Raw genomic sequence first — 25,039 nt, forward strand, 5'->3', positions numbered from 1 at the left:
CGCAAAGCAAAGGGTTCTGACTGTAACCTCTGCCCGCAACTTTCTGCACATCCGGTCTGATTGTGTGAGGCAAAAACGTGTCTGGAATTCCGCTACCATTAACCACCGCCCAGCGTGGCGTCTGGATGGGCTGCCTTTTGCGGCGGCAGGAGGGGACGTTTAATGTTGCCGAGGCAATAGAAATCCACGGTCCGGTCAATCCCGCCTTGTTCCGGCAGGCACTGGTGCAGGTGGCACAGGAGGCCGAGACAACGCGGGTCAGTATCCGCATGGGGGCCCGCAGTCCCGAGCAGGTCGTGCTTCCTGACCTGCGCTGCCCCTTACCCTTTGTGGATTTTGCAGACCAGCCAGACCCTCGCGGCAGCGCGCAGGAGTGGATGATGCAGCGCGTCATGGCTCCGGTTGATCTGGAAAAAGATCCTCTGTGGTATTCAGCTCTTCTTAAACTTTCAGCAGAGCGGTTTGTCTGGTTTCATTGCTGTCATCATATTGCAATGGACGGGTTTTCTGGCGGGTTGGTCGTGGCGCGCGTGGCGGAACTCTATTCCGCACTGGTGGAAGGCCGCGCGCCTGCACTCTCGCCGTTTCTTCCCCTCTCTCAGCTTGTCGCACAGGAGGCAGCCTATCGGGAGAGCCCACGGCGGGAGGCCGATCTGAGCTACTGGCAGCAGACGTTACAGGACCCACCTCCGGCAGCAACACTGTCCTCATCGTTGCAGAGTGCGGAACAGGTTTCCGCGCAAGGCCGAAAACTTGGGTTCATCACCCGCAACTGGACCATTCCTTCTGCTATGGCAGCGCAGATGGAGCAGGTGGGCAAGCAGGCCGGGGCCACGCTGCCCCAGATGCTGACAGCGCTGCTCACCCTTTATCTGTTTCGTATTACCGGACAGGAGGATCTTACCATCGGGATGCCCGTTACGGGGCGGACAGACCGGGAAATGCGGCGCGTGCCCGGCATGGCGGCTAACGCCGTGGTGTTGCGTTTTGGCCTTGGTCTGGAACAGGATTTCCCCAGTCTGGTTACACAGGTCCGCCGCGCTATGCGCGGTGCGCTCCGGCATCAGGGTTTTCGGTATGAAGATCTCCGGCGCATTCTTGGGTTTCACGATACTCAGGCGCATCTGTCACGGCTGGGCATCAATATTGAACCCTTTGATTATCATCTCTCCTTTGGCGGCCACCCGGCACGGAACCGGAACCTGAGCAATGGCGCGATGGAAGACCTGACGATTTTTGTGTTCGACCGTCAGGATGGTCAGGGTCTCTCCCTCGCATTTTATGCCAACCCGGATTTGTATGGAGAGGCGGATCTGGAGCGGCATCTGGCGCGCCTCGTGCGCATGATAGAGGCGGTGCTGAAAGACCCGGAGCAGGAGCTTGGGGCGTATCCTGTGTTGCTGGACTCTGAATACACGTCCTTGCTGGTGGATGAAGCCGATACCGTCCGGCACTGGGGCACGCAGGATTGCATGCGTGATCTCGCCCGCTATGCCGCAAGCACGCCGCATGCGCTTGCTGTTGTCGATGCTCTGGGGACTGTCTCCTTTATAGAGCTTTCTTTCGCGGTGCAGCATCTGGCTAACAGGTTGCGGGAATTGAGGCTCGGGGCTGGCGATGTTCTTGCGCTGATGGTCCCGCGGGACCGGCGGCAGATCATCGGTATGCTGGCTGTTGCCTCGGTGGGGGCGGCATGGCTTTCGCTGGATATCAAAGGCCCACGGGAGCGCAATGCGACCATTATTGCAAACGCCAGCCCTGCGCTTTTTCTGACAGAAGACGTTCTGCCAACAGGTTTGCCGGACGGCGCGGCCTCACTGGGGCTGACGCCGGAGGGCCTGCCCGCCAGCCAACACGGTCAGCCAAAAGAGGCGAGGGCGGCTATTGTGCCGCACGGAACGGCGTATGTGATTTACACATCCGGCAGTACCGGAGCTCCTAAAGGCGTTATTATTTCCTGGCATAGCCTGACCAATCTGCTGTGTGGCATGCAGGAGGTTTTGTCTTTTGGCGCAGAGGAGTGCTGGCTTTCCGTAACGTCCGTCACTTTTGATATCTCTATTCTGGAACTGCTGCTACCGCTTAAAGCAGGTGCCAGACTGCTGATTGCGCGGCGGGAAACAGTCATGGACCCTGCGTTAATGGCCGCAGTCCTTCAGCGCTATCATGTCACCATCATGCAGGCGACACCAACCTTATGGCAGATGCTTGTGGGGGCCGGGCAGGATGCCAGTCTGCGCAAGGTGCGTGTTCTGTCAGGGGGTGAACCGCTATCCAACGCGCTTGCGGGGCAACTGCTGGCCAGCGCGCGGGCGGTGTATAACGTGTATGGGCCGACGGAAACCACCATCTGGTCCAGCTTCCATGAAGTCACGGAACAGGATTGCCGGGAAGGCGCGTTAATACCCGCGGGCAGGCCGCTGGCCAATACACAGTTTTACTGTCTCAATGCGGCAGGAGGCCTGATGGCGCCCGGTATGCCGGGGCAGCTTGCCATTGGGGGTGATGGCGTGGCATCAGGTTATTTACGGCAGCCTGATTTAACAAAACGTGTTTTTAAGGCAGATCCGTTTACCACACGCCCCGGTGCCCGGCTGTATCTGACGGGAGACCGTGCTGTCCGGCAGCCGGATGGCACACTCACGGTGCTGGGTCGCACGGACGGGCAGATTAAAATCCGAGGTGTGCGGGCAGAGCCTGCGGAAATTGAAGCCGCACTCCTGCAACTGCCCGGTATTGCACAGGCGGCTATTCGTGTATGGGAGCGGTCTCACGGGCCGGTTCTGACGGCTTATCTTGTTGCTGCGGAGCAGGAAAAAGGAACGTGGGAAAATGGCGTTGCGGACAACGTCATGACGAATGTGCGGGATTTTTTGCAAAGCCTGCTGCCTGCGCAGATGGTGCCGTCCTGCTTTGTCATGGTTGAAAATCTGCCGCTGACGGCCTCCGGCAAGCTGGACCGTAAAGCGTTGCCAGCACCGGTGGCCGATGAATGTCCTGCTGTGGGTGGCCAGCCGGAAACAGCCGAAGAACACCTCCTGACGGAAATATGGTCTGAGGCTCTTGGGGTCAAAACCATTGGTCTTAACGATAATTTTTTTGATCTCGGAGGCGATAGTCTGAGTGCTGTGCATGTTGTGACAGCCCTTGCTGAGCGGGGGTATGAGGTGCCGGTTTCAGCTCTTTTCGGTGCGCCAACCATTGCACGACTGGCACCGCTGCTGCATCAGGTCCAGCCAGAGGAGACGATCCTGCTGGAAACGCTTCTGCCCCTGCGTCTGGCGGCCAGCGAGGAGGGGGCGGGGCGGCCGATCTTCTGCATGCATCCCATTCTGGGGGTTTCCCTCAGTTTTGCGACGTTGGTCCCGTTTTTCCCGGAAAACAGGCCGGTTTATGCCTTGCAGGATGCCGGGTTAATGCTGGGAGAGCATGCGCCCCGAACCATGCAGGATCTGGCTGCGATTTATCTTGAACAGATCCGCGCGGTGCAGCCAGAGGGGCCTTATACGCTTGTCGGGTGGTCAATGGGCGGACTGGTGGCGCATGCCCTGACCTCCCTCCTGCATGCGGAAGGCGAGGAGAGAGTCAGCCTTGTCATGCTGGACTCCTATCCCCTTCTTTCGGAAGGGAATCCCTCTTCTGCCCACATGACGGACGAAGACCTGTTAGCGCAGGCTATCCCTATGCTGGGGATGGATTTTCCTGAAAACCGGCCTGATACGCTGGAAGATCTGGCGGACAGGGTGGTGGAAGATATGCTCCAGAGTGGCCTGACGATTCCGGCGGAGTTTGGGGACGTCGAGGTGCTCTGCGCACAATTCCGTTCTGTCGTGCGGCAAAACCTTCAGCTCATGCGGGCATGGATCCCGGAGCGGCTGAACGCGGACATGCTCTTTTTTCGGGCCACGCAGCGCGGTGCCGGGTTAGTCAGGGATGATCCTGCTATCTGGCAGTCCTATCTGGGCGGGAAACTGAGCGTGCAGGACCTGAACAGCACACATGCCTCCATGCTGGACAGTGACCATGCTCATGACGTGACCCAGTCTATCATGGTTTTTGAAAACAGGCCGATTATGAAGGCAGCTAAATCAGCCCCCAGCCCTTCATCTGACTAATGGCGCGCGCCACGCCATTTTCCGCCCGGACCTTCTGGCCGAGCGTCCGGGCGGCGTCCGTCATGGTCGGATGAGTGGCCTGTTGCATGGCCTCTGCAAGGTGCTGCCCGGTGAGAGTCCGCATGTCCTGCGTCCGGGTTGCGACGCCAATACGCCCTAACTGCCAGCCCCAGAAAAACTGATCCCCCACGAAAGGCACAGGGACGGTTGGAATACCGGCCCGGACTGCGGCGGCAGACGTGCCAGCGCCGCAATGATGCACAGCCAGACGCACCTGCCGGAATAACCATTCATGCGGGATCGTGTCGATCACATGCAGGTCTGGTGTATTGTCCAGAAAACGCCGTAGGTTGGACCACCCGCTACTGACAAGCACGCGCAGACCACTGATCCGCGCAGCATCCCGCACGAGGGCAGCAAGGCGCTCGGCTTCGGCACTCAACATGCTTCCAAAGCCAATATAGACGGGTTTTTCTCCCGCTTTTAAAAATGCAGCAAGGTCAGAGGGGGGCTGATACTCTGCTGCCGGGGGGGTAACAAAGTAGCCCGGCATGGCAATCCGTGCAGGCCATTCCGGCTGACGCGGCACAACATGCTGACTGAACCCGTAGAGGATACGGCCGCCTGTTGCGTGGGGATTATGCCATGGCCCACGCAGGCCATAAAGAGAAAGTCCGAGAGACTGACGCACGGAGTTGGCAATGGAGCGCGTGAGCACCCATGCGGTCTGCCTTAATGCTGCGTGGAGCAGGAGGTTTGCTGCACCGGGCAACGGGTGCGGGCGGAACCAGACCGGCGGCAAAGCCCGGCTGGCGTCCAGTGGCTGGAGTTGCGTTTGCACAAAGGGCACACCCGCACGTTCTGCCAGACTGGCCGCAAGAAGGGTGACATTGCCAGACCCGATAAACAGACGAGCATTCCGGGCGGCGGCCAGACCCTGTTCAGGCCAGAACTGCGCCATACGTCGTGTTTCTTCCACCACTACGCGGGCCGCCGCAGCACCGCTCCGCCCGTCCAGTGCCTGTGGATGCGCGCGCATCATGCCCGCAAAATCTGCTGTTAAGGGGGCAAACTCCAGTCCGGCCCGCCTGATGGCTGGCGCGAAGTCCGGATCCGCCGCGAGACGGACCGCATGCCCCTTTGCTGCCAGCCCTGCACCCAGAGCAATATGAGGCCGGATATCTCCTTCCGTCCCCACGGTCATGATCACAATGGTCATCCGCACTCCGCTTACTGCTCAGTTATCATACCTGTCGCGGCAGAATATCTGAAGGGCGTTTAGGATTTGTTTAAGACGACCAAGGGGTTGGGCACACGGAGTGTGACTGTGCTGAGAATGCGTGAGAGTTGGAGGCTGCTTTCTGGGTATTTATGGCATCGTCTGGCATAAGTTACAGGGTATTACGCCTTATAAAAAGAAGTGGTAATTTTGTAGAGGAAACCTTTTATTTTCAGGATATATGTAAAATACTCTGCCAGAACAGAAGCGCAGCCAGCAGGAGCATGATGCACCCGATCAGCAGATCCAGTATCTGCCATGCCCGGGGTCTGGCAAAAATGGGCTGGAGCAGGCGGGCGCCGTATCCCAGTGCGGCAAACCACAGAAAACTGGCAGAGGCTGCTCCGGCTGCAAAAAAGGGCCGGAGCGGGACAGGCTGTGTGGTTGAGGCTGCGCCCATCAATAAGACGGTATCCAGATACACATGCGGGTTTAACCAGGTAAAGGCTGCAACGGCCGCAAGCGCTTTCCCTAAGGGTACGGATGGCGCCTGTGAGGTGGTCATACTGTCCTGACGTCTGGCCTGTTGGAGGGCCCGTTGCAGGGATTTTACGCCATACCATGCCAGAAACAGGGTTCCGGCCAGAGCAAAGCCTGTGGAAAGGCCGGGAACAGCCTTCAGGAAAGTGCCCATTCCACTTACGCCTGCCGTAATCAGCAGAGCGTCGGAGAGTCCGCAAAACAGGACTATGGGTCCAACATGCTCTTTCTTCAGGCCCTGCCGCAGAACAAACAGATTTTGTGCGCCGATGGCCACAATCAGAGATGCAGACAGGGCAAATCCCGCGCAGAAGGGAAGAAGGTAGGAAATCATAGTGGCGTCATACCGAAGACAGATCGGCAAAGAAAACTTGTTTTTCTAAAGGGAATAAAGAAAAACTTAATCATGCTGGATTATGCCGCTCTTACTGTTGTCAGTGCCGTTGTGCGGGAAGGCTCGTTTGAAGGGGCCGCGCGAGGTCTGGGCCTGACTGCCTCAGCAGTGTCCCAGCGTGTGCGAAGCTATGAGGAGCGCCTTGGTTCCTTACTGATCATCAGGGGTAGCCCCTGTCAGCCGACAGAGCTGGGGCGCGCATTGTGCGCACATGTTGATAAGGTGCGTCTGCTGGAAGCAGATCTTCTGTACAGATCCGATGGAACAGGAGTGGACAGCCCACAGCCGGTCATTTTGAAAATTGCCGTGAATGCGGATAGTCTTGCCACGTGGTTTCCAGATGCAATGGCGTCTTTCACCCAGAAGACAGGTATTTTTCTGCAACTGTCTGTGGAAGACGAAAGTCAGACAGCAGACCGACTCCGTTCTGGTGAGGTGATGGCCGCTATTACGGCCGAGACTGACCCGGTTATCGGTTGTAAAGTGCTCAGGCTTGGTCAAATGCGGTATGTGGCCTGCGCCAGCCAGGGTTTTGTGGAACGGTTTTTTTCCGGCGGCTACACCCCACAGTCTTTTCAGGCGGCACCCTGCATCTGTTTTGACAGGTATGATGGCTTGCAAAGCCGCTGGCTTCAGAGAACGCAGGGGGTCTCTCTGCCGCTATCTGTCCATTACATCCCGTCTACTCAGGGGTTTCTTGATTTTATACTGGCAGGGGCAGGGTGGGGATTACAGCCGCTCTCCCTTGCGCAGACCTCCATAACGCAGGGGCGATTATTGCCTCTGGGGCCTGATCCTTTTATAGATGTTGATTTGTACTGGGTGTTTCCGAGGCTCAAAAGTAACATCATCAGAGACCTGACGCAGCATGTGATGCGCTATTGTGAGGCAATGATTTATCTGGAACGCACGGCATGAAGCCTCTTTGCATTAAAGGCTCTGGCCAAAGCGTTTTCGATATTCAACAGGTGTAATGCCAAGATGGCGCTGGAACGCACGGCGTAAGGTTCTGACCGCCCCAAACCCGGCCTCCGCAGCAATAATTTTGAGGGGGCTTCGGCCGCTTTCCAGAAGGCGGCGTGCGATTGCCAGCCGGGTCTGTTCGACCCATTGTGCGGGGGACAAACCTGTTTCCTGAGCAAAAAGCCGGGTTAATTGCCGGCGTTCCAGTAGCATCATCTCTGCCATGGCATCCACACTGTACGGGGCTGAAGGATGGTCCATAATCTGCCTTTGCAGGGATTGCAGAGCGGACCGTCCGGCGGGAGAGAGTTCTTTTTGCCGGCTATATTGCCTTTGGCCGCCCGGCCGTTTGTAAAAGAGAATAAGCTGCCGAGCGACATCTCGTGCAATCTTTTCCCCAAGATCTTCCCTGACCAGAGCAAGCGCCAGATCCAGCCCGGAAGAAACCCCGGCGGCAGTGCGCACCGGGCCATCTTCTTCCACAATGGAATCTGCATTGACCGTGATGGCGGGAAAGCGTTGCCGGACGGACTCAACATCAGCCCAGTGCGCTGTAATGGTTCTGTTGTTCAGGAGCCCGGTGGCGGCCAGCGCAAACACGCCGCCACAAATTGACCCAAAGCGTCGTGCCTGTGGCGCGGTATCACAAAGCCATTGAATAAAATCTGGCGCGGGCAGGCTGTGTGCTGCATCCGGAGCGCCCGCAACCAGAAGTGTGTCGATGCAGAGGGTGTTGAGGTCTTTCAGGCAGTAGTCAGCCTGCACAACAAACCCGCATGAACTCCGGATGGATTTCTGGGGCGCGGCGATAACGCAACGATAAACCGGCTGCCCGCGCAGGGTGTTGGCCTCGGCAAAAACATCTGCCGGGCCAGCAATATCCATTAACTGCACGTTGTGATTGATAACAAAAACAACCAGAAGTTCCGTCATGCATACTCCTTGCAGGGGCGGTCAGCCCGTCATACGTCCTGTTTCTATATAACGCTGATGCCATGCAAGAGCGGAAGGTAGATGGTGCGGAATATGCTGCCCGCAGGAGTGTTTGCGGGCCTCTTCAAAATAGTCTTTCAGCAGTGGGCGAAAATCGGGGTGGGCGCAGTTTTTAATAATTTCCCGCGCGCGTTCTACTGGCGCCAGCCCACGCAGATCTGCTAGCCCCTGTTCCGAGACGATAATCTGAACGTCCTGTAAAATATGATCAGTATGCGGAACCATAGGAACGAAAGCTGAAATTTTACCGCCTTTTGCAGTGGAAGGAGAGACGAAGATGGACAGGAAGGCGTTCCGTGCAAAGTCTCCTGATCCCCCAATACCGTTCTGGATACGTGAGCCCATAACACAGGTTGAATTTACATTCCCGTAGATATCCGCCTCAATCATGCCGTTCATGGCAATAATGCCGAGACGGCGTATCAACTCGGGGCTGTTACTGATTTCCTGTTGCCTGAGGATGATTTTTTCACGGAAGAACGCCGCTTTTTCATTGATCCTTTGGGCGGCTTCCGGGCTGAGGGAGAAAGAAGAGGCAGAGGCGACGGTCATGCGCCCGCTTTCGAGCATGGACAGCATACCATCCTGAATGACTTCGCTAAAGCCGGTAAGATTCTCAAACTGACTGGTGTTGAGGCCTTCCAGAACAGCATTGGCAATATTGCCTACGCCACTTTGCAGGGGGAGCAAAGAAGGAGGGAGGCGGCCCTGTCTGACTTCATGATGCAGAAAATCAAGAACATGGGCTGCAATTTTTCGGGCGTTTGCATCCGGTTCTGCAAAAGGCGCATTGCGATCTGGCTCATCGGTGATGACAACAGCGGCAAGCCGGTCAATATCAATAGGGAGTGTGCCGCTGCCAATACGGTCCCCCGGATGGTTAAGGGGGATGGAGTGTGTGTTGGGGGGCATACGGACATGCGGCCAGATGTCATGAATACCGGCCAGTTCAGGGTTCTGCCATGTGTTGATTTCTACAATGATCTTATCGGCCAGTTGTGCCCATGTCGGGCTGTTGCCAACGGAGGAGCTGAGAATAAGATGCCCTTCGGGTGTTACGCTGAGGGCTTCGATAATGGCAACATTCAGTTTTCCATACTGGCCCTGCCGTGCCTTCTGCGCGACTTGCCCCAGATGGGTGTCGAGATAAAGGGTGCTGCCCTCATTGATGCGCCCGCGTAGTGTGCTGTCCCCATTGTAAGGCGCCCGAAAGGCGATCCCGTTTGCCTGCGCCAGAGCGCCGTCCAGTTGCGGGCCGGTTGACGCTCCGGTTAACAGACGTATGGAAAACTCCTTTCCAGCAGCATGAGCAGCCGTAATGCGTCTGGACAGGGCCTCCGGTACCGCTTTGGGGTAGCCTGCGCCTGTAAAACCGCTGGTCGCCACAACGTCGTTATGGTGGATCAGGGTTGCAGCGTCTTCCGCACTGGTGAGACGTGCGGAAAACGCTTCATGACGGATACGGTCTTTCATGGTGTTTTCTCATTGCAAGCTGCTGGTGCGCTGCATGATGGGAAAGTCACCGGGGCAATTGCAACGGGAATGATGGACCGAAAAAGAGGTATCTTGCGCCATATTGGGACATGCAAGCCCACATCTGAGTGTCGCTCTGCACCATTCCGTGTGATGCCGTCAGAAAAGGCCAGAACCAGGACAGAGTGCGCCGCCGGTATTTAATTTTAGCAAGCGGCGCACGTTAAAAAAAAGAGTGCCCACAGATTTCAGGAGTAAAATATTTCTTCTATGGGCAGGTTGAAGAATTTGGAAATTTTAAAAGCTAACGGCAGGCTAGGGTCATATCGCTCAGCTTCAATCGAATTGATTGTCTGACGGCTGACACCAATGCGCTCCCCTAAGTCCTGCTGTGACAAATTATGCTTTAAACGCAGTTCGCGTATCTGGTTTTTCATTGGTAGCGCCGCTTTGACACAAAATATCCGATAGACCAGAGTATTGCCATGACAGGCCACACGCAGAACATGGAAAGTCTTGCAAATCCTGCGGTTTCTAAAAAGCCGTAGGAGAACGTGATAATGGCAGTTCCTGAAAAGGAAAACATTAAGCTTTCCGCTTGTATTCTTCTTTCAAGTTCATCAATGCGGCGGAAATATCGCATGATAATCAGCAGAAAGCAGGCACCCGGTACCATAGGGAGCAAAGCAATAGCAGGCTGCCATGCCGGACTGATGGCCAGATTGGCTCTTAGCCATGCTGCGGCCATGCAGGCGCACGCATACAGAGTAATGCATACAGCCAGTTCTATCAGGTAGCGCTTCATGGCCTCTCTCAATTCTCGCGGGGATGTAAAGCTTGCTTTACATATACGGTATTGGGGGCTGGAATGTAAAGCAGGCTTTACACGATTCGGCAAATTGCCGTAGTTCGGCGGCATAAAGGAATAGCGTTAGCGGCGTTGCAGAAGTCTTTTGATGCCGATGCCGATGCCGATGCCGATGCCGATGCCGATGCCGATGCCGATGCCGATGCCCGATTGATCTTAAAATATGAGCAAACACAAAAAATCCCGCCCGGACAAACATGCCGGGCGGGATTATGAAAAGTGTATTCAGAAATTAGGGAAAATCAGGAAACCCGTTTTACCCAACCGTGAGCATCATCTGCGCGGCCATACTGGATATCGCAAAGGGCTTTGCGCAGGGCGGTGGTGACTTCCCCAGTCTTGCCGCCGTTAATGACGCAGGTACCTTCCGCACTTTTCAGGGTGCCGATGGGGGTAACAACCGCTGCGGTGCCACAGGCAAAAACTTCTTTCAGGTGGCCAGATTTTGCGTCGGCATAGAGCTGGTCAATGGCGTAGGGTTCTTCACGCACCGTCAGGCCTTTGTCCCGCGCCAGTGTCAGCAGGGAATCCCGCGTAATGCCGCGCAGAATGGTGCCTTCCAGCGGGGGGGTGAGGATGGTGCCGTCGTCAAACACCATCACAATGTTCATGCCGCCCATTTCCTCAATCCATTTGCGTTCAATGGCGTCAAGGAACAGTACCTGGTGGCAGCCGTGTTCCTTGGCTTCCATCTGGGCCGTCAGGCTTGCGGCGTAGTTGCCACCGCATTTGGCTTCACCCGTGCCACCGCGGGAGGCGCGCACTGTGCGTTCTTCCACCCACACGCTCACCGGACCAGCGTCTTTGGAGAAATATTCTCCGGCGGCGCAGGCAATGACCAGAAACTTGAATTCAGCAGCAGGTTTCACACCCAGAGCGGCTTCCGTCGCGATCATGAATGGGCGGATATACAGCGTGCCGACGTCCGCCGCTGGAATCCAGTCTTTGTCGATGGTGACAAGCTGCGTCACGGCATCCAGAAACAGGTCTTCCGGAAGCTGCGCCATGGCCATACGTTCCGCGGAATGGCGGAAGCGGCGGGCATTGGCATCCGGGCGGAACAGCAGGGCCTCACCATTGGGGGCGCGGTAGGCCTTCATGCCTTCAAAAATTTCCTGCGCGTAGTGCAGCACAGACGCGGCGGGGTCCAGCGTCAGCGGCTGGCGCGGCAGGATCTGCGGTGTGTGCCAGCCCTTGCCTTCCGTATAGGTTACAACAGCCATATGCTCGGAAAAGACGCGGCCAAAACCGGGGCTGGCAAGCAGCTCCGCGCGCTCAGCAGCGGGAACCCGGTCGGCTTTTGGCGTAATCTGGAAAGCGGTTCTGGTAGGGGTGCTCATAAGGTCTGGCGTCTCCGCGGCCTGCTGTGCAGTCTGTCTTTGCCTGCATTGACAGCGTTTGTTGCAAGGGTGGGGTTAAATAACATGATCATAAGTGTGTTGCCAGAGCGGGGCAGGTGTCCCCATATCTGCGTTCTCCAGATGGTCTGGCGGTTTTCTGCCTGCGAGACCCGGATCATTCCTGACTGGCTGTGATAACAGAAGGGCCTTTGCATGACCTCCTTTTCCCTCCGCCAGACGTACGGCCAGTTGCCGGAACCGTTCCACGCCTCCGTAGCTCTTACGCCGGTCGCAGCGCCCCGGCTTGTTAAACTGAATGTGCCGCTGGCGCAGTCTCTGGGGTTGGATGCTGGCTGGCTTGCCGGACCGGACGGTGTGGCCATGCTTTCCGGTTCTGCCATGCCAGAGGGCGTGCACCCGCTTGCGCTGGCCTATGCCGGGCATCAGTTCGGCCAGTTTGTGCCGCGACTTGGCGATGGACGGGCGTTGTTGCTGGGGGATGTGACGGATCGCAGCGGTCAGGTGCGGGAAATCCAGCTTAAAGGCTCAGGCCGCACGGCCTATTCCCGCCGGGGGGATGGGCGGGCTGCTCTGGGGCCGGTGCTGCGGGAATATGTGGTGAGCGAGGCCATGGCCGCTCTGGGTGTGCCGACAACCCGTGCGCTGGCGGCGGTTGTCACCGGTGAGCAGGTGATGCGGGAAACCCCGTTACCGGGTGCGGTGATTGCCCGCGTGGCGTCCAGCCACATCCGGGTTGGCACATTCCAGTTTTTTGCGGCCCGGCAGGATAGCGCCGGGCTGCGCACACTGGCCGATTACGCAATTGCCCGCCATTACCCTGACGCAGCGCATGCGCCGGCCCCGTATCTGGCGCTGCTGGAACGGGTGATTGCCGCGCAGGCGGATCTGGTCGCGCAGTGGATGCTCAAAGGCTTTATTCATGGCGTGATGAATACCGATAACATGGCTGTTTCCGGCGAGACGATTGATTACGGTCCCTGCGCCTTTATGGAACAGTATGACCCGACAACCGTATTCAGTTTTATTGATGAACGGGGCCGCTACGCTTACGGCAACCAGCCGAGTATGGCGTTGTGGAACCTCACACGGCTGGCGGAAGCGCTTTTGCCGCTGCTGGCTGAGGATGAAGAGCAGGCTGTTCCTGTGGCCCAACAGGCTCTGGCGACGTTTGAGCCGCACTTTCAGGCAACCTATCTGGCAGGCCTGCGCGCAAAGCTGGGGCTGAAAACGGACCGGCCGGACGATACCGCTCTGTTCCGCGGCCTGCTGGAAACCATGCAGGAGGCGCAGGCGGATTTCACGCAGACATTCCGTGCTCTAAGTTCTGCGGGCGCGGTGAGCGGAGAGGGCGTGCCTGAACTTCTGTCAGCCTTCGGCCCCTGGCTGGCACGCTGGCGGCAGCGTCTGGCGGAGGAGGAGGCACAGCCGGCCTCAGACCGTGCTGCGGCGATGCAGTGTGTGAATCCGGCGTATATTCCCCGCAATCATCTTGTGGAAGCCATGATTAAGGCTGCGGTGGAAGACGAGGATTTCTCCCGGTTTGAAGCACTGCTTGCCGTGTGCACCCGCCCGTATGAGGACCAGCCGGGGAGGGAGGCGTATGCCCGCCCGGCACAGGCTGCTGAACGGGTGCGTTATACGTTTTGCGGCACCTGATATGGTTGGGTGACTCTGCTCAGACAATGCCGTCTACACTGACGAATTTCCGGCCATCCGCGCCTGCTTCCACACGGGCCTGAACGCGATAAACATCGCGCAGCAGGTCGGGCGTCAGGACAGAGGCAGGCGGCCCGGAGGCGATAATCTGCCCCTGGTGCAGAATCGTCACCGCGTCCGTCATATTCAGTGCAATATTCAGGTCATGCAGCACCAGCACCGTGACAAGCTGGTGGGCAGCTGTTTCCCTGCGCAGAATGTCCATCACCGCAAACTGGTGGTGCAGGTCCAGCGCGCTGAGCGGTTCATCCAGCAGGAGGGCTTCCGGCTTGCGGCTGAGCGCCTGCGCCAGCCCCACCAGTTGTCGTTGGCCTCCTGAGAGTTCATCCATGCTCTGCATGGCGAGATGCGGGATGCCAAAAAGCGAGAGACTGTCCAGCGCGGCCTGAACGGCATCAGCGTCCTGCACGCCGGAGGATGGGAACAATCGTGCGTGGCCTGAGGTCTGGCGCGCTGCAATCAGGGCCTCCAGCACGGGCAGGTGCACAGACGCTGGCAGGGCCTGAGGCAGATAGAGGCAGCGGGCGGTGCGGTCTGTCAGCGTCATGCGGGACAGGTCTGCCCCGTTCAGCGTGACGCTGGCGGAGGAAGGGATCAGCCCGGCGACGGCGCGCATCAGGGTCGACTTGCCGCTTCCATTTGGCCCGAGCAACGCACAGACCTTGCCGGGCGGGAACGGGCCAGCCGTCACATTGTCCAGCACGGTGCGCTTCCCATACCGCACCGTGAGGTGCGTTGCGGTAAGGCCCGTCACAGGTGGTGCAGAGCCCTTCATGACAAATCACGCTGCCGCAGCACAATACTGAGGAAAAACGGAATGCCGACGAGGGCCGTGACAATCCCTGTAGGGATAATGACGCCCGGAATCAGCATACGCGCCGTAACGGAAGATAGTGAGAGAATGAGTGCGCCCGCCAGCATGCTGCCCGGCAGGTAAAACCGATGGTCTTCCCCCAGCAGTCTGCGGGCGATATGCGGGGCCACCAGTCCGACAAACCCGATAATCCCGACAAAGGAGACGGCAAGGGCTGACAGCAGGCTGACGCGCAGCAAGGACCAGCGGCGCACCCGTGGCACATTGACGCCCAGACTGGCCGCGCGTTCCTCCCCCATGCGCAGGGTGGTCAGGCTCCATGCTGCCCGGAAAGAAAACGGCACGACCAGAGCCCCGAGTGCTGCGAGTAACCCGAGCTTGGGCCATGAGGTGCGCGTCAGGCTGCCCATGGTCCAGAAAACCAGTTCCTGCAAAGCGTCCTCACTGGCCATAAACTGCATGAGGGATACGAGCGCCTGAAACGTAAAAACCAGCGCAATGCCAAATAAAACGACTGTGCTGGTGCGGGCCTGACGCAGGTGGCCTACCAGATCAAGCAGAAAGACAGATCCAACGGCGCAGATAAATGCGTTGCCGGCAATCAGCCAGCTATCCGGCAGGCCGGGGAGATGCAGCCCCAGCACAAGTGCAAGAGATGCGCCGAACGCTGCGGCTGCCGAGACACCAAGCGTAAACGGGCTGGCCAGCGGGTTGGCCAGAATGGTCTGCATTTCTGCCCCGGAAAGCCCAAGGGCCGCCCCGACACAGACCGCCATCAGCGCATAAGGCAGGCGGATCTGCCAGACAATAATCCGTTGACTATCCGGCACTGTGGACGGGTGAAGCAGCGTGTGAAGGAGTTGTGCGGGAGAAAGCCCGGCCGGACCCAGAGAAAAATCCAGCAGGACCGAGACCAGAATAGCCCCGCCCAGAAGAGCCAGAAGTGTCAGTCGCCGTACCAGCAAAGCCTGATAAGCCGCTCTGATCTGCGCAGGAGAGACCGTGGTGGGGGCAGGGGGCTGGCCGGAAGGGCTGGGAACGGTCATGACTTCAAAAGTGCATCCGGCAACGGCCTTGTATCAGGCCGGGGCTACAGGAAGGAGATCAGGCGTGTGCTTCTCTCTAGCACCCGTTTGGGGATGATCAAACTTTCAGCAAGGTCTGGTGGGGCAGGCGGGGTAAGGGCGAAAGATCCACCTGCCCATCCGCTTAGGCGGAGGGGTGTGCGACCGGTGGGTTTTCCCGTTTGAAGTGTATATCTCTGCGGATCGCGAGGACTGCCTGCGTAGTGGAGCGCAGGCAGGGGGCGTTTCCTCTAGTCAGGGAAAGAGAGAAGGGTCAGGACAAAGCCTCCTGAGAGCGTTCATGAGGTTTGACGAGCGTCTCCGTCGCCACCTCAATAAAATAGCCGCCTTTTGCTTTCAGATAGAAAGCCCAGGCACCGTGGAAATTGCGCGGGGGCGGAAGCTCCCATCCTTCCGCACACAGGCGAGCATAAAGGTCATCCACCACCTCACGGGATGGCTGGATGAAGCCGATATGCAGAGTGTCGAAGTCCTCAGGATAGACAAAGCCACCCAGCCGGTTCTCAAAATGATTTAAGATCAGCACGAGCCCGGCGTCATCCTGCATGATCACCATTTTATCGCCCCGGACGACCAGAGTTTGCAGCCCGAAATATCGTTCAAAGAGTGCCTGATCAGCGAGGACATCATGGCTGTGAAGATTAATATGATTCAGTTTCATCATCGTGCCTTTCCGTTGTGCGTGCAACGGACACGGATCGACCGTGGAGACAGGCATCCAGCCAGCCACAACCGACCACACGCGGGAGAAAATCCTCTCACGGTGTCCGGCCATGGTCAGGAACGGCAGTCTACCGTTCAGGCGTGACTGTCTCAGAGAGACCGCAGGTTATCACCATACCTGCATCGCTGTCTTTTTAGGCAAACGCAGCTTGGCGCGCGGCGGGGATACGGGTCAAGCTCCATTTTGCCGTAACAGGCCGGGACCGCAGGCGCTGTTCTTGACGAGGCGCGGGATAAAAGGCTTTTACTCGCGCAGTCCCTCAGTGTTTTCAGGAAGTGTGAAATTTTGACGCAAACCGGCACGCCTATGCCCGATTCAATGCCTGCCGGGACGGATGCAGGGTCCTCTATGATGTTTATCGCAACGGAGGAACAGGCCGGAGACCGGGTTGACCGCTTTGTTGCCGCACAGTCCGGCACGTTGTCCCGCTCACGCGTCAAGGCGCTGATTGAAGAGGGGCATCTGACCGGCAACGGGAAGACTATTACAGAGCCCGCAGAGACCGTGCGGGCCGGAGTGACTTATGGGCTGACTATCCCGGCCGCCGCACCAGCCGTGCCGGAGGGGGAGCGTGTGGCGTTTGATGTGCTCTATGAAGACGCGGACCTGATTGTGCTCAACAAACCCGCCGGTCTTGTCGTGCATCCTGCGCCGGGGAATGAGACGGGTACGCTGGTAAACGGGCTGATTGCCCGTTGCGGGGACAGCCTGAAAGGTATTGGCGGGGAGCGCCGTCCCGGCATTGTGCACCGGCTGGATAAGGATACGTCCGGCCTGATGGTTGCCGCCAAAACGGAGCAGGCACATCTGGCCCTGTCAGCCGATTTTGCAGCCCGGCGGATAGACCGGGCCTATCTCGCCTTTTGCTGGGGCTGCCCGCAGCCTGCGGAAGGGGAGTATGAAGGGGATATCGGGCGGGATAAGCGTGACCGTAAACGCATGACCATTGTGACCCACGGCGGGAAATGGGCGCTGACCCGCTACCGCACGTTGCAGGCGTTTGAGATGGGGGCCGCGCTGGTGCAATGCCGTCTGGCAACAGGCCGGACCCACCAGATCCGCGTCCATTTTTCTGCCAATAACCATCCACTTATTGGAGACCCGGTTTATCTGCGGCGTATTCCGGCCGCGGCCAGAGGGCTTCCCCCCGCCGCACGGGCCGCCGCGCTGGATTTCCCCCGTCAGGCGCTCCATGCGGCGCGTCTGGGGTTTACGCACCCCCGCACCGGGGAGCAGATGGCATTTGAGGCCCCTATGCCTCAGGACATGCTGGCGCTGGGGGAGAGTCTGGGCCTGACACCGGGGAAAGTGATGATCATCTGACTGTTACGGAACCCTGTGCGGAAGGCTGCGTTCTATGAGGCGTGTCGGCTCGTTCTGTCCTGTTCCGAGTCTGTCCGTCCGCATGGGGGCTCAATCCCTGTTATACAGAGGACGAACGGCGGTTTTCCCGGATTTTCTTGACAGAACGGTCTTTCCGGCGCACCGTCATCATCCCTTCTGAAATGCCCGCAGGGCTGCCGGAACGGATGTTTCTTCCCTCGTGCTGCCCATTCGGGGGGCGATGGAGGAAGACATAAATCCTTATCTGCTTATTAGCCGGAAACTCGCCTAATTCTGCGCAACGCACATCAGATTTTAACGGAACCTGAAGTGTTGCAGGGAGCTTTCCAGTTAAGAGGAGTGCTCAGTCATGGTCTCATCTGTCATCAATGTTGGTCCTGAAAACAATCTTTCAAGGTATTTTCAGGATATCCGCAAATACCCCATTCTTACCCCGGAAGAAGAACTCCGTCTTTCCCATTTGTGGAAGGATGAGGGCGACGTAAAGGCCGCGCACAAACTGGTGACGTCTCACCTGCGGCTGGTCGCAAAAATCGCCATGGGTTACCGGGGGTATGGCCTGCCGGTGAATGAACTCATCAGCGAGGGCAATATCGGCATGATGCAGGCCGTCCGCCGGTTTGACCCGGACAAGGGCTTCCGTCTGGCGACATACGCCATGTGGTGGATCCGTGCGGCTATTCAGGAATACATCCTGCATAGCTGGTCTCTGGTAAAAATGGGCACCACGGCTGCGCAGAAAAAACTGTTCTTCAACCTCCGCCGCCTGAAAGGGCAGATGCAGGCGATTGATGACGGGGATCTTCAGCCGGAGCAGGTGAACAAGATTGCCACGACGCTCGGTGTGTCCGAGCAGGACGTGGTGAACATGAACCGCCGCATGGCCGCACCTGACCACAGCCTGAACGCGCCGATGCGGGCTGATCAGGATAATGAATGGCAGGATCGTCTGGTGGATGATCAGGTCAATCAGGAAGAAACCTACGCGGAAAACGAGGAACTGTCTGGCCGTAAAGCCCTGCTTGCCAACGCCATGAACACGCTGAATGAGCGGGAGCGGCACATCTTTACGGAACGCCGCCTGACGGATGAACCTTCTACGCTGGAAGATCTGGCTCTTCAGTATGGTATCTCGCGTGAGCGGGTGCGCCAGATTGAAGTCCGGGCTTTTGAAAAAGTTCAGGCCGCGATGAAGAAAGACGTTGAAGCCCGCCGAGGTGCGGCAAAGGAGGGCTGAGGCCCTCCTGAAAGACCCCTGTTTATGACGACGAAACGTGCCTTCCCCGAAGCGCCGGTCACTTTGACCGGTCAGCATATCCAGCTTGTGCCATTGTCTCTCTCGCATCTTGAGGCTCTGCAACTCGCTGTGCAGGATGGCGAGCCGTGGAAGGTCTGGTGTACTTCCGTGCCCCGGCCTGAGGCCATGCAGGCCGATATTGAGCGGCGGCTTGACCTGCAAAAACGCGGCACCATGCTGCCCTATACCGTCATCAGCCTGCCGGAAAACCGGATTGTCGGCATGACGACCTTTATGAATATTGATAGAGCCGGCCCCCGCCTGGAAATTGGCTCTACATGGTATGCGGCCAGCGTGCAGAGAACAGCCGTTAATACCGAAGCCAAAAAGCTCCTTCTGTCTTACGCGTTTGACGTGCTGGACTGTCTGGCTGTGGAGTTCCGCACCCATGTGCTCAACCAGCGCAGCCGCCGGGCCATTGAACGGCTGGGAGCAAAGCTGGACGGAGTGTTACGCTGCCATCAGCGGTTGGCTGATGGCTCCCTGCGGGATACCTGCGTCTACAGTGTCACGGCAGCAGAATGGCCTGCCGTGCGGAACCATCTGCACTGGTGTCTGACGGAAAAATATCAGCGGGCGTGAAAGCGCGATCCGCAGCCGCTGCGGATAAATCTTCACTCTTTCAGGCGCGGGCGGCGTCCTGAATAAAGAAGGTGGCGTCTGTGCGCCCGTTCCATGTTTCTGACCGCAGATAGCCCGCCAGATGGACCGGCGGACGGGTGCTGTCTTCCAGCGCGATGGCCAGCGGATTATCATTCGCACGGAACAGCAGGGCTTTCAGGCGGCCCCCATCCTGACCCTTGAGCAGCAGGCGGAGCGTATTGCCATCCCGCCCGATCCGGTCAGACCGGATAATCTGTGCGTGAGAGACAGCAATCAGAGGCTCCGCATTGCCTGCGCCAAACGGGGCCAGCATGGCAAGATTTTCCGCAAGCTCGACCGTTGCGCCCGAGACAGACAACGCGACGTCCAGCGTAATATCTACTGTATCTGGTAGGGCTGCCGCATCTGCCAGCCGTTCATCCAGAAAGGCATGAAAGCGTTCAATATTGTCCGCAGGCAGCGAAAAACCTGCGGCCATGGCGTGTCCGCCCCCGGTTGTCAGCAGGCCAGCCTGACGGGCCGCAATAATAACTGTGCCCAGATCCAGCCCCGGCACGGAGCGGCCTGAGCCTTTGATGGAGCCATCGTCCTGCTCTGCGCCAACCAGCGCGGGCCGGTTGAACTGTTCCTTAATACGGCCAGCCACAATCCCCACAACGCCGGGGTGCCAGTCCTTCCCGGCCAGCAAAATAACCGGGTGTCCGGCTTCCCGCTGTTCGGCAGCCTGCGCCATAGCGCGGTCCAGTATTTCGGCTTCCACACCCTGCCTGCGGCGGTTTACCGCATCCAGACGCTCGGCCATGGTGCGGGCGTCATGCGCATCGGTGCTGCGCAGCAGGGTCAGGCCCAGTGCGGCCTCGGCAATGCGGCCGCCCGCGTTAATACGCGGGCCGAGGGCAAAGCCGCAGGTGAAGGCATCCGGGGCTTTGGTCACACCGGCAATGTCCATCAGTGCGTTCAGGCCGGTGCGCTGGCGGCGCGCCATGATTTTCAGCCCCTGTGTCACAAAGGCGCGGTTTAGCCCATGCAGGGGCATTACGTCACACACCGTTGCCAGAGCGACCAGATCAAGCTGACGCATCAGGTCTGGTGCAGGCTGGGCGTCGTGGAACCATCCAGCAGCGCGCAGATCCCGGCTGGTGGCAACGGCAGCCAGAAAAGCAAGCGCGGCTGCGCATACATGCCCTAGGCCGGACGTGCAGTCAGGCCGGTTGGGGTTTACGGTCGCCAGAATAGGGGGCAGCGCGTCTTCTGATTTATGGTGGTCCAGCACAATCAGATCGGCTTTGTCTGCCAGCGCGCCCAGAACAGGCCCGGCAGCAGTGCCGCAATCCACGCAGATAATGAGCGAAGCGCCGTGTGACACCAGCCCTTCCAGCGCAGGCACGTTCGGGCCGTAGCCTTCCGTCATGCGGTCTGGAATATGGGTGTGGACCGTGCTGCCCAGCTCTTCAAAAAACGAGGCGAGGATGGCGGAGGCGCATGCGCCGTCGACGTCATAATCGCCAAAAATACCGATTGTTTCGCCCTTCTGCACCGCCTGCGCCATACGGGCGGCGGCTTTATCCATATCCTGCAGGCTGGACGGATTTGGCAGCAGAGCACGGAGCTTGGGGTCAAGAAAATGGGCCGCCTGTTCCAGCGGGATACCACGCAGCGCCAGAAGTCTGCCGACAATTTCCGGCAGGCCCGCGCGTTGCGCAATGGCGGCCCCCATGCGCAGCAGGGCGGGGTTTTCAGCCCCGTCCCGCCACACCCAGCGGCGGCCTGTCAGGCTGCTTTCCACACCAAGGGCCGCGCGGGCCTCTGGCATGGGGGGCAGGGTGTCCAGTGTGTCAGACAAAAGAGCCGTCATTCCGGGGGAGGACCGCCTTATTGCGGGGTCCATGTTTTGGTTTTGAAGTTATGGTAGCCTTCAATAAACCGCACCGTGCCGGATTTGGAGCGCATGACCAGAGAATGCGTGACGGCATGGTTCGGATACTGATGGATACCCTTCAGCAGTGTGCCGGATGTCACCCCGGTTGCAGAGAACAGCACGGAACCAGCCGCCAGATCATGCAGGCCGAGCTTGCGGTCCGGGTTTTTGCCGGGGTTCATTTTCTGGGCGCGTTCACGCTGGCTGTCATCTTCAAACAGCAGGCGGCTCTGCATCTGGCCGTTGACGCAGCGGATAGCCGCAGCCGCCAGAACGCCTTCCGGCGCGCCGCCGGACCCTGCGTAAATATCGACCTGACTGGTGTCGAGACAGGCGGCAATTGCGCCCGCAACGTCTCCGTCCGTCAGCAGACGGACGCGCGCACCGGCTTCCCGTGCTTTGGCAATCAGTTCTTCATGCCGTTCACGGTCCAGCGTGCAGAGAACGAGGTCCCGCACAGCCTTGCCCTTGGCTTTGGCCAGGTTGCGCAGATTGTTTTCAATGGAGGAATCAAGGTCCACAACGCCGTCCGGCAGGCCCGCGCCGACAATAATCTTGTCCATGTAGACGTCCGGCGCATGCAGGAAGTTGCCACGTTCGGCCAGAGCCACCACGGTAATGGCGTTCGGCATGTCCTTGGCGCACAGGTTTGTGCCTTCCAGCGGGTCCACGGCAATATCCATGGCCGGGCCACCCGAGCCGACTTTCTCACCGATATACAGCATCGGTGCTTCGTCCATCTCGCCTTCACCGATCACGACGGTGCCATCAATGGCCACAGTATCAAACGCCGTGCGCATGGCCTCAACCGCAGCACCATCGGCGTCATTTTTCTTGCCTCGTCCCGTCCAGTGGGCAGAGGCCAGCGCAGCGGCTTCCGTTACACGGACCAGTTCAAGGGCAAGGTTACGGTCGGAAACCACAAAACTCGGGATCGGATCGTTCGCGTCAGACATTCTGGAAGTCATCCTTTATTGTTTTTAGGCCGGGCTGGGCTGTATCAGCAGAGGCTCAGTCCGTTTCAATCCGGATCATCACCGGTGTATCCGTCACAACATCCAGACCATCAATGCGTGTGACGGCCTCCTGCATGGCGGCTTCGGACGTCTGATGCGTCACCAGCACCAGCGGTACATACGGGTCAGCATCATTCTGCTCCGGTGTATGCTGCAACATGCTGCGGAGCGAAACGCCACAGTCACGCAGAACAGCCGTGATATCCGCAATCACACCGGGGCGGTCTTCCACCAGAAGGCGCAGATAGAACGCGCCAGTGCCTGCGGAAACCGGGTTAGCCTGTAAAGGAGGCGTATCTGTGGCCTGCACCCCCCAGACAGGAATGGTATGGCCACGGGCAACATCAATCAGGTCTGCTGCAACGGCGCTGGCTGTTGGGCCAGCACCGGCACCGCGCCCTTCAATCATCAGCCGGCCTGCAAAAGCGCCTTCTGCCACCACGGCGTTAAACACGCCGTCCACTTGCGCGATGGGCGCGTTTTCCGGCACAAGGCAGGGGGTGACGCGGGCTTCAAGCCCGGCCTCGCTCATGCGGGCCACACCCAGCAGCTTGATGCGATAGCCCAGCGTGCGGGCAAAGGTGAGGTCCAGCGCGCCAATACGGCGGATGCCCTCAACATGCAGGGATTCAAAGGCAACAGGCTGCCCAAAGGCCAGACCCGCCAGAATGGTCAGCTTGTGCGCGGCATCCAGTCCATCAATATCCGTGGACGGGTCGGCTTCGGCGTAGCCGAGTTGCTGGGCATCGGCCAGAACGGTGCCGAAGTCCTTCCCGGTTTCCCGCATCACCGTCAGGATATAGTTGCAGGTGCCGTTCAGAATCCCGCCAATGCGCAGCAGGCGGTCTGCTGCCAGCCCTTCACGCACCATCTTAATGGCCGGAATCCCGCCAGCAACCGCCGCTTCAAACAGCAGAGGGGCGGATTTTTCAGCACTCAGGCGGGCAAGGGCCGGTCCATGAATGGCCAGCAAGGCCTTGTTGGCGGTAACAACGGGCTTCCCGGCAGCAAGGGCGGCCTCCACCACGGCGCGTGCCGTGCCTTCCGCACCGCCAATCAGTTCGACCACCACATCCACATCCGGGTCAGCCACCAGATCAGGCGCGTTATCGTACCAGCGCATGCCGGACAGATCGACCCCGCGGTCCCGCGTGCGGTCCCGTGCGCTGACGGCGGTCACTTTCAGCGGGCGGCCTGCCCGCGCGGTGACCAGATCGGCGTTGGTGGTGAGCAGACGGATAACGCCTGCGCCAACTGTGCCGAGACCAGCAATGCCGAGGCGAAGAGGGGTAGACTGGGGAGAAGTGGAGAAAGAAGACGTCACGATTCAACAGACTCCGGCTTGCTGGCGGAAGCAGGGGGTGCCTTGACCCCATGCGCAGAAAGAAAACCACGAATAGCACGGGTGGCCTGGCGCAGGCGCTGGGTGTTTTCCACCAGCCCGATACGCACAAAGCCTTCCCCATGTTCACCAAACCCGAGGCCGGGGGCCACGGCCACCCCGGCTTCCTTGAGCAGGAGCTTGGAGAATTCCACGCTGCCCATTTCACGGAACGGCTCAGGGATGGGGGCCCATGCAAACATCGAGCCTTCCGGCGAGGGCACGTTCCAGCCCCCGGCATGCAGCCCGCGGATCAGCACGTCCCGCCGCTCTTTATACAGGGCGCGGATATCGGCCACACAGTCCTGCGGCCCGTTCAGCGCCGCGACTGCCGCGACCTGAATAGGCGTAAAGGCCCCGTAATCCAGATAGGATTTAATGCGGGTCAGGGCGGCAACCAGCCGCTCATTGCCAGCGGCAAACCCCATGCGCCAGCCTGCCATGCAATAGGTTTTGGAGAGGGACGTAAATTCGACCGCAATATCCTTTGCACCCGGCACAGCCAGAATGGAGGGCGGCACGAGGTCCCCAAAATAGATTTCCGCATAAGCGAGGTCAGACAGGATGAAGATTTCTTCCCGCCGAGCAAATGCCACCAGTTCCTTGTAAAAATCCAGATCAGCCAGATAGGCCGTGGGGTTGGACGGGAAATTGACAATCAGCGCCGTCGGTTTGGGCACGGAATGGCGCACGGCACGCTCCAGCGCCCGCAGCATGGTATCATCCGGGGTGGCGGGAATGGATCGGACGGACGCTCCGGCAATAATAAAGCCGAACTGATGGATGGGGTAGGAGGGGTTGGGCACCAGAATGGTGTCACCGGGGCTGGTAATGGCGGAAGCCAGATTAGCCAGCCCTTCCTTGGAGCCCAGTGTCGCGATGACTTCCGTGTCCGGGTTGAGCTTTACGTTAAAGCGGCGCTCATAATACCCGGCCAGAGCCTTCCGCAGGCCGGGAATCCCTTTACTGACGGAATAACCATGCGCGCGCGGGTTCTGCACGCTTTCAATCAGTTTTTCCACAATATGCGGCGGGGTCGGGCTGTCCGGGTTGCCCATGCCGAGATCAATAATATCCTCGCCCCGCGCTCGGGCTGCCGCTTTGGCCTGATTAACTGAGGCAAAAACATATGGCGGCAGGCGGCGGATACGATGGAATTCTTCGGTCATGGACTTCAAATGCCCTTGGTGGGAAAGGGGTCAGACCCCGCACGAT

21 protein-coding genes are annotated in these 25,039 nt (G+C 58.8%); 7 read left to right on the top strand and 14 right to left on the bottom strand.

The features are described 5' to 3' along the window. Positions 1 to 77: 77 nt before the first annotated feature. Positions 78 to 4,115 carry an amino acid adenylation domain-containing protein gene (locus KP699_RS05355; RefSeq protein WP_308164858.1) on the top strand — a complete coding sequence of 1,346 codons (4,038 nt, stop codon included), beginning with the start codon at positions 78 to 80 and terminating at the stop codon, positions 4,113 to 4,115. Here the strand turns inward: KP699_RS05355 and KP699_RS05360 are convergent. Further along, a complete protein-coding gene (locus KP699_RS05360) occupies positions 4,084 to 5,334 on the bottom strand; it encodes a glycosyltransferase (protein ID WP_215761875.1) in 1,251 nt (416 codons plus the stop codon). The two genes, KP699_RS05355 and KP699_RS05360, sit on opposite strands and share 32 nt — an antisense overlap. 232 nt (positions 5,335 to 5,566) lie before the next feature. Next, positions 5,567 to 6,208: a LysE/ArgO family amino acid transporter gene (locus KP699_RS05365; protein WP_215761876.1), complete on the bottom strand. Its 642-nt coding sequence runs from the start codon at positions 6,206 to 6,208 to the stop codon at positions 5,567 to 5,569. A gap of 72 nt (positions 6,209 to 6,280) precedes the next feature. On the opposite strand from KP699_RS05365, the gene KP699_RS05370 reads away from it, so the two are divergent. Beyond that, the gene (locus KP699_RS05370; protein ID WP_215761877.1) at positions 6,281 to 7,186 is read left to right on the top strand and encodes a LysR family transcriptional regulator ArgP; all 906 of its coding nucleotides are present in this window, start codon (positions 6,281 to 6,283) and stop codon (positions 7,184 to 7,186) included. Between the two features lie 12 nt (positions 7,187 to 7,198). Here the strand turns inward: KP699_RS05370 and KP699_RS05375 are convergent, their stop codons facing one another. The 4 genes from KP699_RS05375 to KP699_RS05390 form a co-directional block, all read right to left on the bottom strand. Beyond that, positions 7,199 to 8,164 (bottom strand): GlxA family transcriptional regulator, encoded by a 966-nt coding sequence (locus tag KP699_RS05375; RefSeq protein WP_215761878.1) that lies wholly within the window; start codon positions 8,162 to 8,164, stop codon positions 7,199 to 7,201. A gap of 21 nt (positions 8,165 to 8,185) precedes the next feature. After that, positions 8,186 to 9,697 carry an acetyl-CoA hydrolase/transferase family protein gene (locus KP699_RS05380; protein ID WP_215761879.1) on the bottom strand — a complete coding sequence of 504 codons (1,512 nt, stop codon included), beginning with the start codon at positions 9,695 to 9,697 and terminating at the stop codon, positions 8,186 to 8,188. Positions 9,698 to 9,945: 248 nt separating this feature from the next. Next, positions 9,946 to 10,134, bottom strand: a complete 189-nt coding sequence (locus KP699_RS05385) for a helix-turn-helix transcriptional regulator (protein ID WP_025827500.1) — start codon at positions 10,132 to 10,134, stop codon at positions 9,946 to 9,948. Further along, a complete protein-coding gene (locus KP699_RS05390) occupies positions 10,131 to 10,502 on the bottom strand; it encodes a hypothetical protein (RefSeq protein WP_215761880.1) in 372 nt (123 codons plus the stop codon). The genes KP699_RS05385 and KP699_RS05390 overlap by 4 nt, the downstream gene beginning before the upstream one ends. 135 nt (positions 10,503 to 10,637) lie before the next feature. Here KP699_RS05390 and KP699_RS05395 point away from each other — a divergent pair, with 135 nt between their 5' ends. Further along, positions 10,638 to 10,781 (top strand): hypothetical protein, encoded by a 144-nt coding sequence (locus KP699_RS05395; RefSeq protein ID WP_215761881.1) that lies wholly within the window; start codon positions 10,638 to 10,640, stop codon positions 10,779 to 10,781. Between the two features lie 26 nt (positions 10,782 to 10,807). On the opposite strand, the gene KP699_RS05400 is transcribed toward KP699_RS05395, so the two are convergent. Then, positions 10,808 to 11,905, bottom strand: a complete 1,098-nt coding sequence (locus KP699_RS05400) for a branched-chain amino acid aminotransferase (protein ID WP_025827504.1) — start codon at positions 11,903 to 11,905, stop codon at positions 10,808 to 10,810. A 213-nt stretch (positions 11,906 to 12,118) separates the two neighbouring features. Here KP699_RS05400 and KP699_RS05405 point away from each other — a divergent pair, with 213 nt between their 5' ends. Further along, entirely contained in the window at positions 12,119 to 13,582 is a 1,464-nt protein-coding gene (locus KP699_RS05405; RefSeq protein ID WP_215761882.1) for a YdiU family protein, read from the top strand. A 19-nt stretch (positions 13,583 to 13,601) separates the two neighbouring features. Here the strand turns inward: KP699_RS05405 and KP699_RS05410 are convergent, their stop codons facing one another. The 3 genes from KP699_RS05410 to KP699_RS05420 form a co-directional block, all read right to left on the bottom strand. Continuing rightward, a complete protein-coding gene (locus tag KP699_RS05410; protein ID WP_215761883.1) occupies positions 13,602 to 14,417 on the bottom strand; it encodes an ABC transporter ATP-binding protein in 816 nt (271 codons plus the stop codon). Beyond that, positions 14,414 to 15,502 carry an iron ABC transporter permease gene (locus tag KP699_RS05415; RefSeq protein WP_215761884.1) on the bottom strand — a complete coding sequence of 363 codons (1,089 nt, stop codon included), beginning with the start codon at positions 15,500 to 15,502 and terminating at the stop codon, positions 14,414 to 14,416. Before KP699_RS05415 ends, KP699_RS05410 begins: the two co-directional genes overlap by 4 nt. Positions 15,503 to 15,794: 292 nt before the next feature. After that, positions 15,795 to 16,205 carry a VOC family protein gene (locus KP699_RS05420; RefSeq protein WP_252346810.1) on the bottom strand — a complete coding sequence of 137 codons (411 nt, stop codon included), beginning with the start codon at positions 16,203 to 16,205 and terminating at the stop codon, positions 15,795 to 15,797. A gap of 408 nt (positions 16,206 to 16,613) precedes the next feature. Here KP699_RS05420 and KP699_RS05425 point away from each other — a divergent pair, with 408 nt between their 5' ends. The 3 genes from KP699_RS05425 (at position 16,614) to KP699_RS05435 (ending at position 19,488) form a co-directional block, all read left to right on the top strand. Further along, entirely contained in the window at positions 16,614 to 17,588 is a 975-nt protein-coding gene (locus KP699_RS05425) for an RluA family pseudouridine synthase (protein WP_252346811.1), read from the top strand. Between the two features lie 370 nt (positions 17,589 to 17,958). Further along, complete coding sequence (gene rpoH / locus KP699_RS05430; RefSeq protein WP_077931217.1) at positions 17,959 to 18,846, top strand: RNA polymerase sigma factor RpoH; 888 nt, start codon at positions 17,959 to 17,961, stop codon at positions 18,844 to 18,846. 24 nt (positions 18,847 to 18,870) lie between these two features. Next, the gene (locus KP699_RS05435; protein WP_215761886.1) at positions 18,871 to 19,488 is read left to right on the top strand and encodes a GNAT family N-acetyltransferase; all 618 of its coding nucleotides are present in this window, start codon (positions 18,871 to 18,873) and stop codon (positions 19,486 to 19,488) included. 40 nt (positions 19,489 to 19,528) lie between these two features. On the opposite strand, the gene recJ is transcribed toward KP699_RS05435, so the two are convergent. From recJ to KP699_RS05455, 4 genes are read right to left on the bottom strand one after another with little or no spacing between them, the layout of a single operon-like run. Continuing rightward, complete coding sequence (gene recJ, locus KP699_RS05440; protein ID WP_252346812.1) at positions 19,529 to 21,364, bottom strand: single-stranded-DNA-specific exonuclease RecJ; 1,836 nt, start codon at positions 21,362 to 21,364, stop codon at positions 19,529 to 19,531. A gap of 17 nt (positions 21,365 to 21,381) precedes the next feature. Next, positions 21,382 to 22,383 carry a class II fructose-bisphosphatase gene (gene glpX, locus KP699_RS05445; protein WP_025827517.1) on the bottom strand — a complete coding sequence of 334 codons (1,002 nt, stop codon included), beginning with the start codon at positions 22,381 to 22,383 and terminating at the stop codon, positions 21,382 to 21,384. Positions 22,384 to 22,438: 55 nt separating this feature from the next. Further along, the gene (locus tag KP699_RS05450; RefSeq protein WP_215761887.1) at positions 22,439 to 23,767 is read right to left on the bottom strand and encodes a homoserine dehydrogenase; all 1,329 of its coding nucleotides are present in this window, start codon (positions 23,765 to 23,767) and stop codon (positions 22,439 to 22,441) included. Next, complete coding sequence (locus KP699_RS05455; protein ID WP_077931221.1) at positions 23,764 to 24,993, bottom strand: LL-diaminopimelate aminotransferase; 1,230 nt, start codon at positions 24,991 to 24,993, stop codon at positions 23,764 to 23,766. The genes KP699_RS05450 and KP699_RS05455 overlap by 4 nt, the downstream gene beginning before the upstream one ends. Positions 24,994 to 25,039: the final 46 nt, after the last annotated feature.

Source organism: Acetobacter sp. P1H12_c (assembly GCF_018811975.1).
Lineage (GTDB): Bacteria > Pseudomonadota > Alphaproteobacteria > Acetobacterales > Acetobacteraceae > Acetobacter > Acetobacter persici.

What these genes read in the sequence shown, in the direction of transcription:
- KP699_RS05360 (WP_215761875.1), bottom strand. Translation starts at nt 5,334, where the DNA reads ATGACCATTGTGATCATGACCGTGGGGACGGAAGGAGATATCCGGCCT.
- KP699_RS05365 (WP_215761876.1), bottom strand. Translation starts at nt 6,208, where the DNA reads ATGATTTCCTACCTTCTTCCCTTCTGCGCGGGATTTGCCCTGTCTGCA.
- KP699_RS05370 (WP_215761877.1), top strand. Translation starts at nt 6,281, where the DNA reads ATGCTGGATTATGCCGCTCTTACTGTTGTCAGTGCCGTTGTGCGGGAA.
- KP699_RS05375 (WP_215761878.1), bottom strand. Translation starts at nt 8,164, where the DNA reads ATGACGGAACTTCTGGTTGTTTTTGTTATCAATCACAACGTGCAGTTA.
- KP699_RS05380 (WP_215761879.1), bottom strand. Translation starts at nt 9,697, where the DNA reads ATGAAAGACCGTATCCGTCATGAAGCGTTTTCCGCACGTCTCACCAGT.
- KP699_RS05385 (WP_025827500.1), bottom strand. Translation starts at nt 10,134, where the DNA reads ATGAAAAACCAGATACGCGAACTGCGTTTAAAGCATAATTTGTCACAG.
- KP699_RS05390 (WP_215761880.1), bottom strand. Translation starts at nt 10,502, where the DNA reads ATGAAGCGCTACCTGATAGAACTGGCTGTATGCATTACTCTGTATGCG.
- KP699_RS05400 (WP_025827504.1), bottom strand. Translation starts at nt 11,905, where the DNA reads ATGAGCACCCCTACCAGAACCGCTTTCCAGATTACGCCAAAAGCCGAC.
- KP699_RS05405 (WP_215761882.1), top strand. Translation starts at nt 12,119, where the DNA reads ATGACCTCCTTTTCCCTCCGCCAGACGTACGGCCAGTTGCCGGAACCG.
- KP699_RS05410 (WP_215761883.1), bottom strand. Translation starts at nt 14,417, where the DNA reads ATGAAGGGCTCTGCACCACCTGTGACGGGCCTTACCGCAACGCACCTC.
- KP699_RS05415 (WP_215761884.1), bottom strand. Translation starts at nt 15,502, where the DNA reads ATGACCGTTCCCAGCCCTTCCGGCCAGCCCCCTGCCCCCACCACGGTC.
- KP699_RS05420 (WP_252346810.1), bottom strand. Translation starts at nt 16,205, where the DNA reads ATGATGAAACTGAATCATATTAATCTTCACAGCCATGATGTCCTCGCT.
- KP699_RS05425 (WP_252346811.1), top strand. Translation starts at nt 16,614, where the DNA reads ATGATGTTTATCGCAACGGAGGAACAGGCCGGAGACCGGGTTGACCGC.
- rpoH (WP_077931217.1), top strand. Translation starts at nt 17,959, where the DNA reads ATGGTCTCATCTGTCATCAATGTTGGTCCTGAAAACAATCTTTCAAGG.
- KP699_RS05435 (WP_215761886.1), top strand. Translation starts at nt 18,871, where the DNA reads ATGACGACGAAACGTGCCTTCCCCGAAGCGCCGGTCACTTTGACCGGT.
- recJ (WP_252346812.1), bottom strand. Translation starts at nt 21,364, where the DNA reads ATGACGGCTCTTTTGTCTGACACACTGGACACCCTGCCCCCCATGCCA.
- glpX (WP_025827517.1), bottom strand. Translation starts at nt 22,383, where the DNA reads ATGTCTGACGCGAACGATCCGATCCCGAGTTTTGTGGTTTCCGACCGT.
- KP699_RS05455 (WP_077931221.1), bottom strand. Translation starts at nt 24,993, where the DNA reads ATGACCGAAGAATTCCATCGTATCCGCCGCCTGCCGCCATATGTTTTT.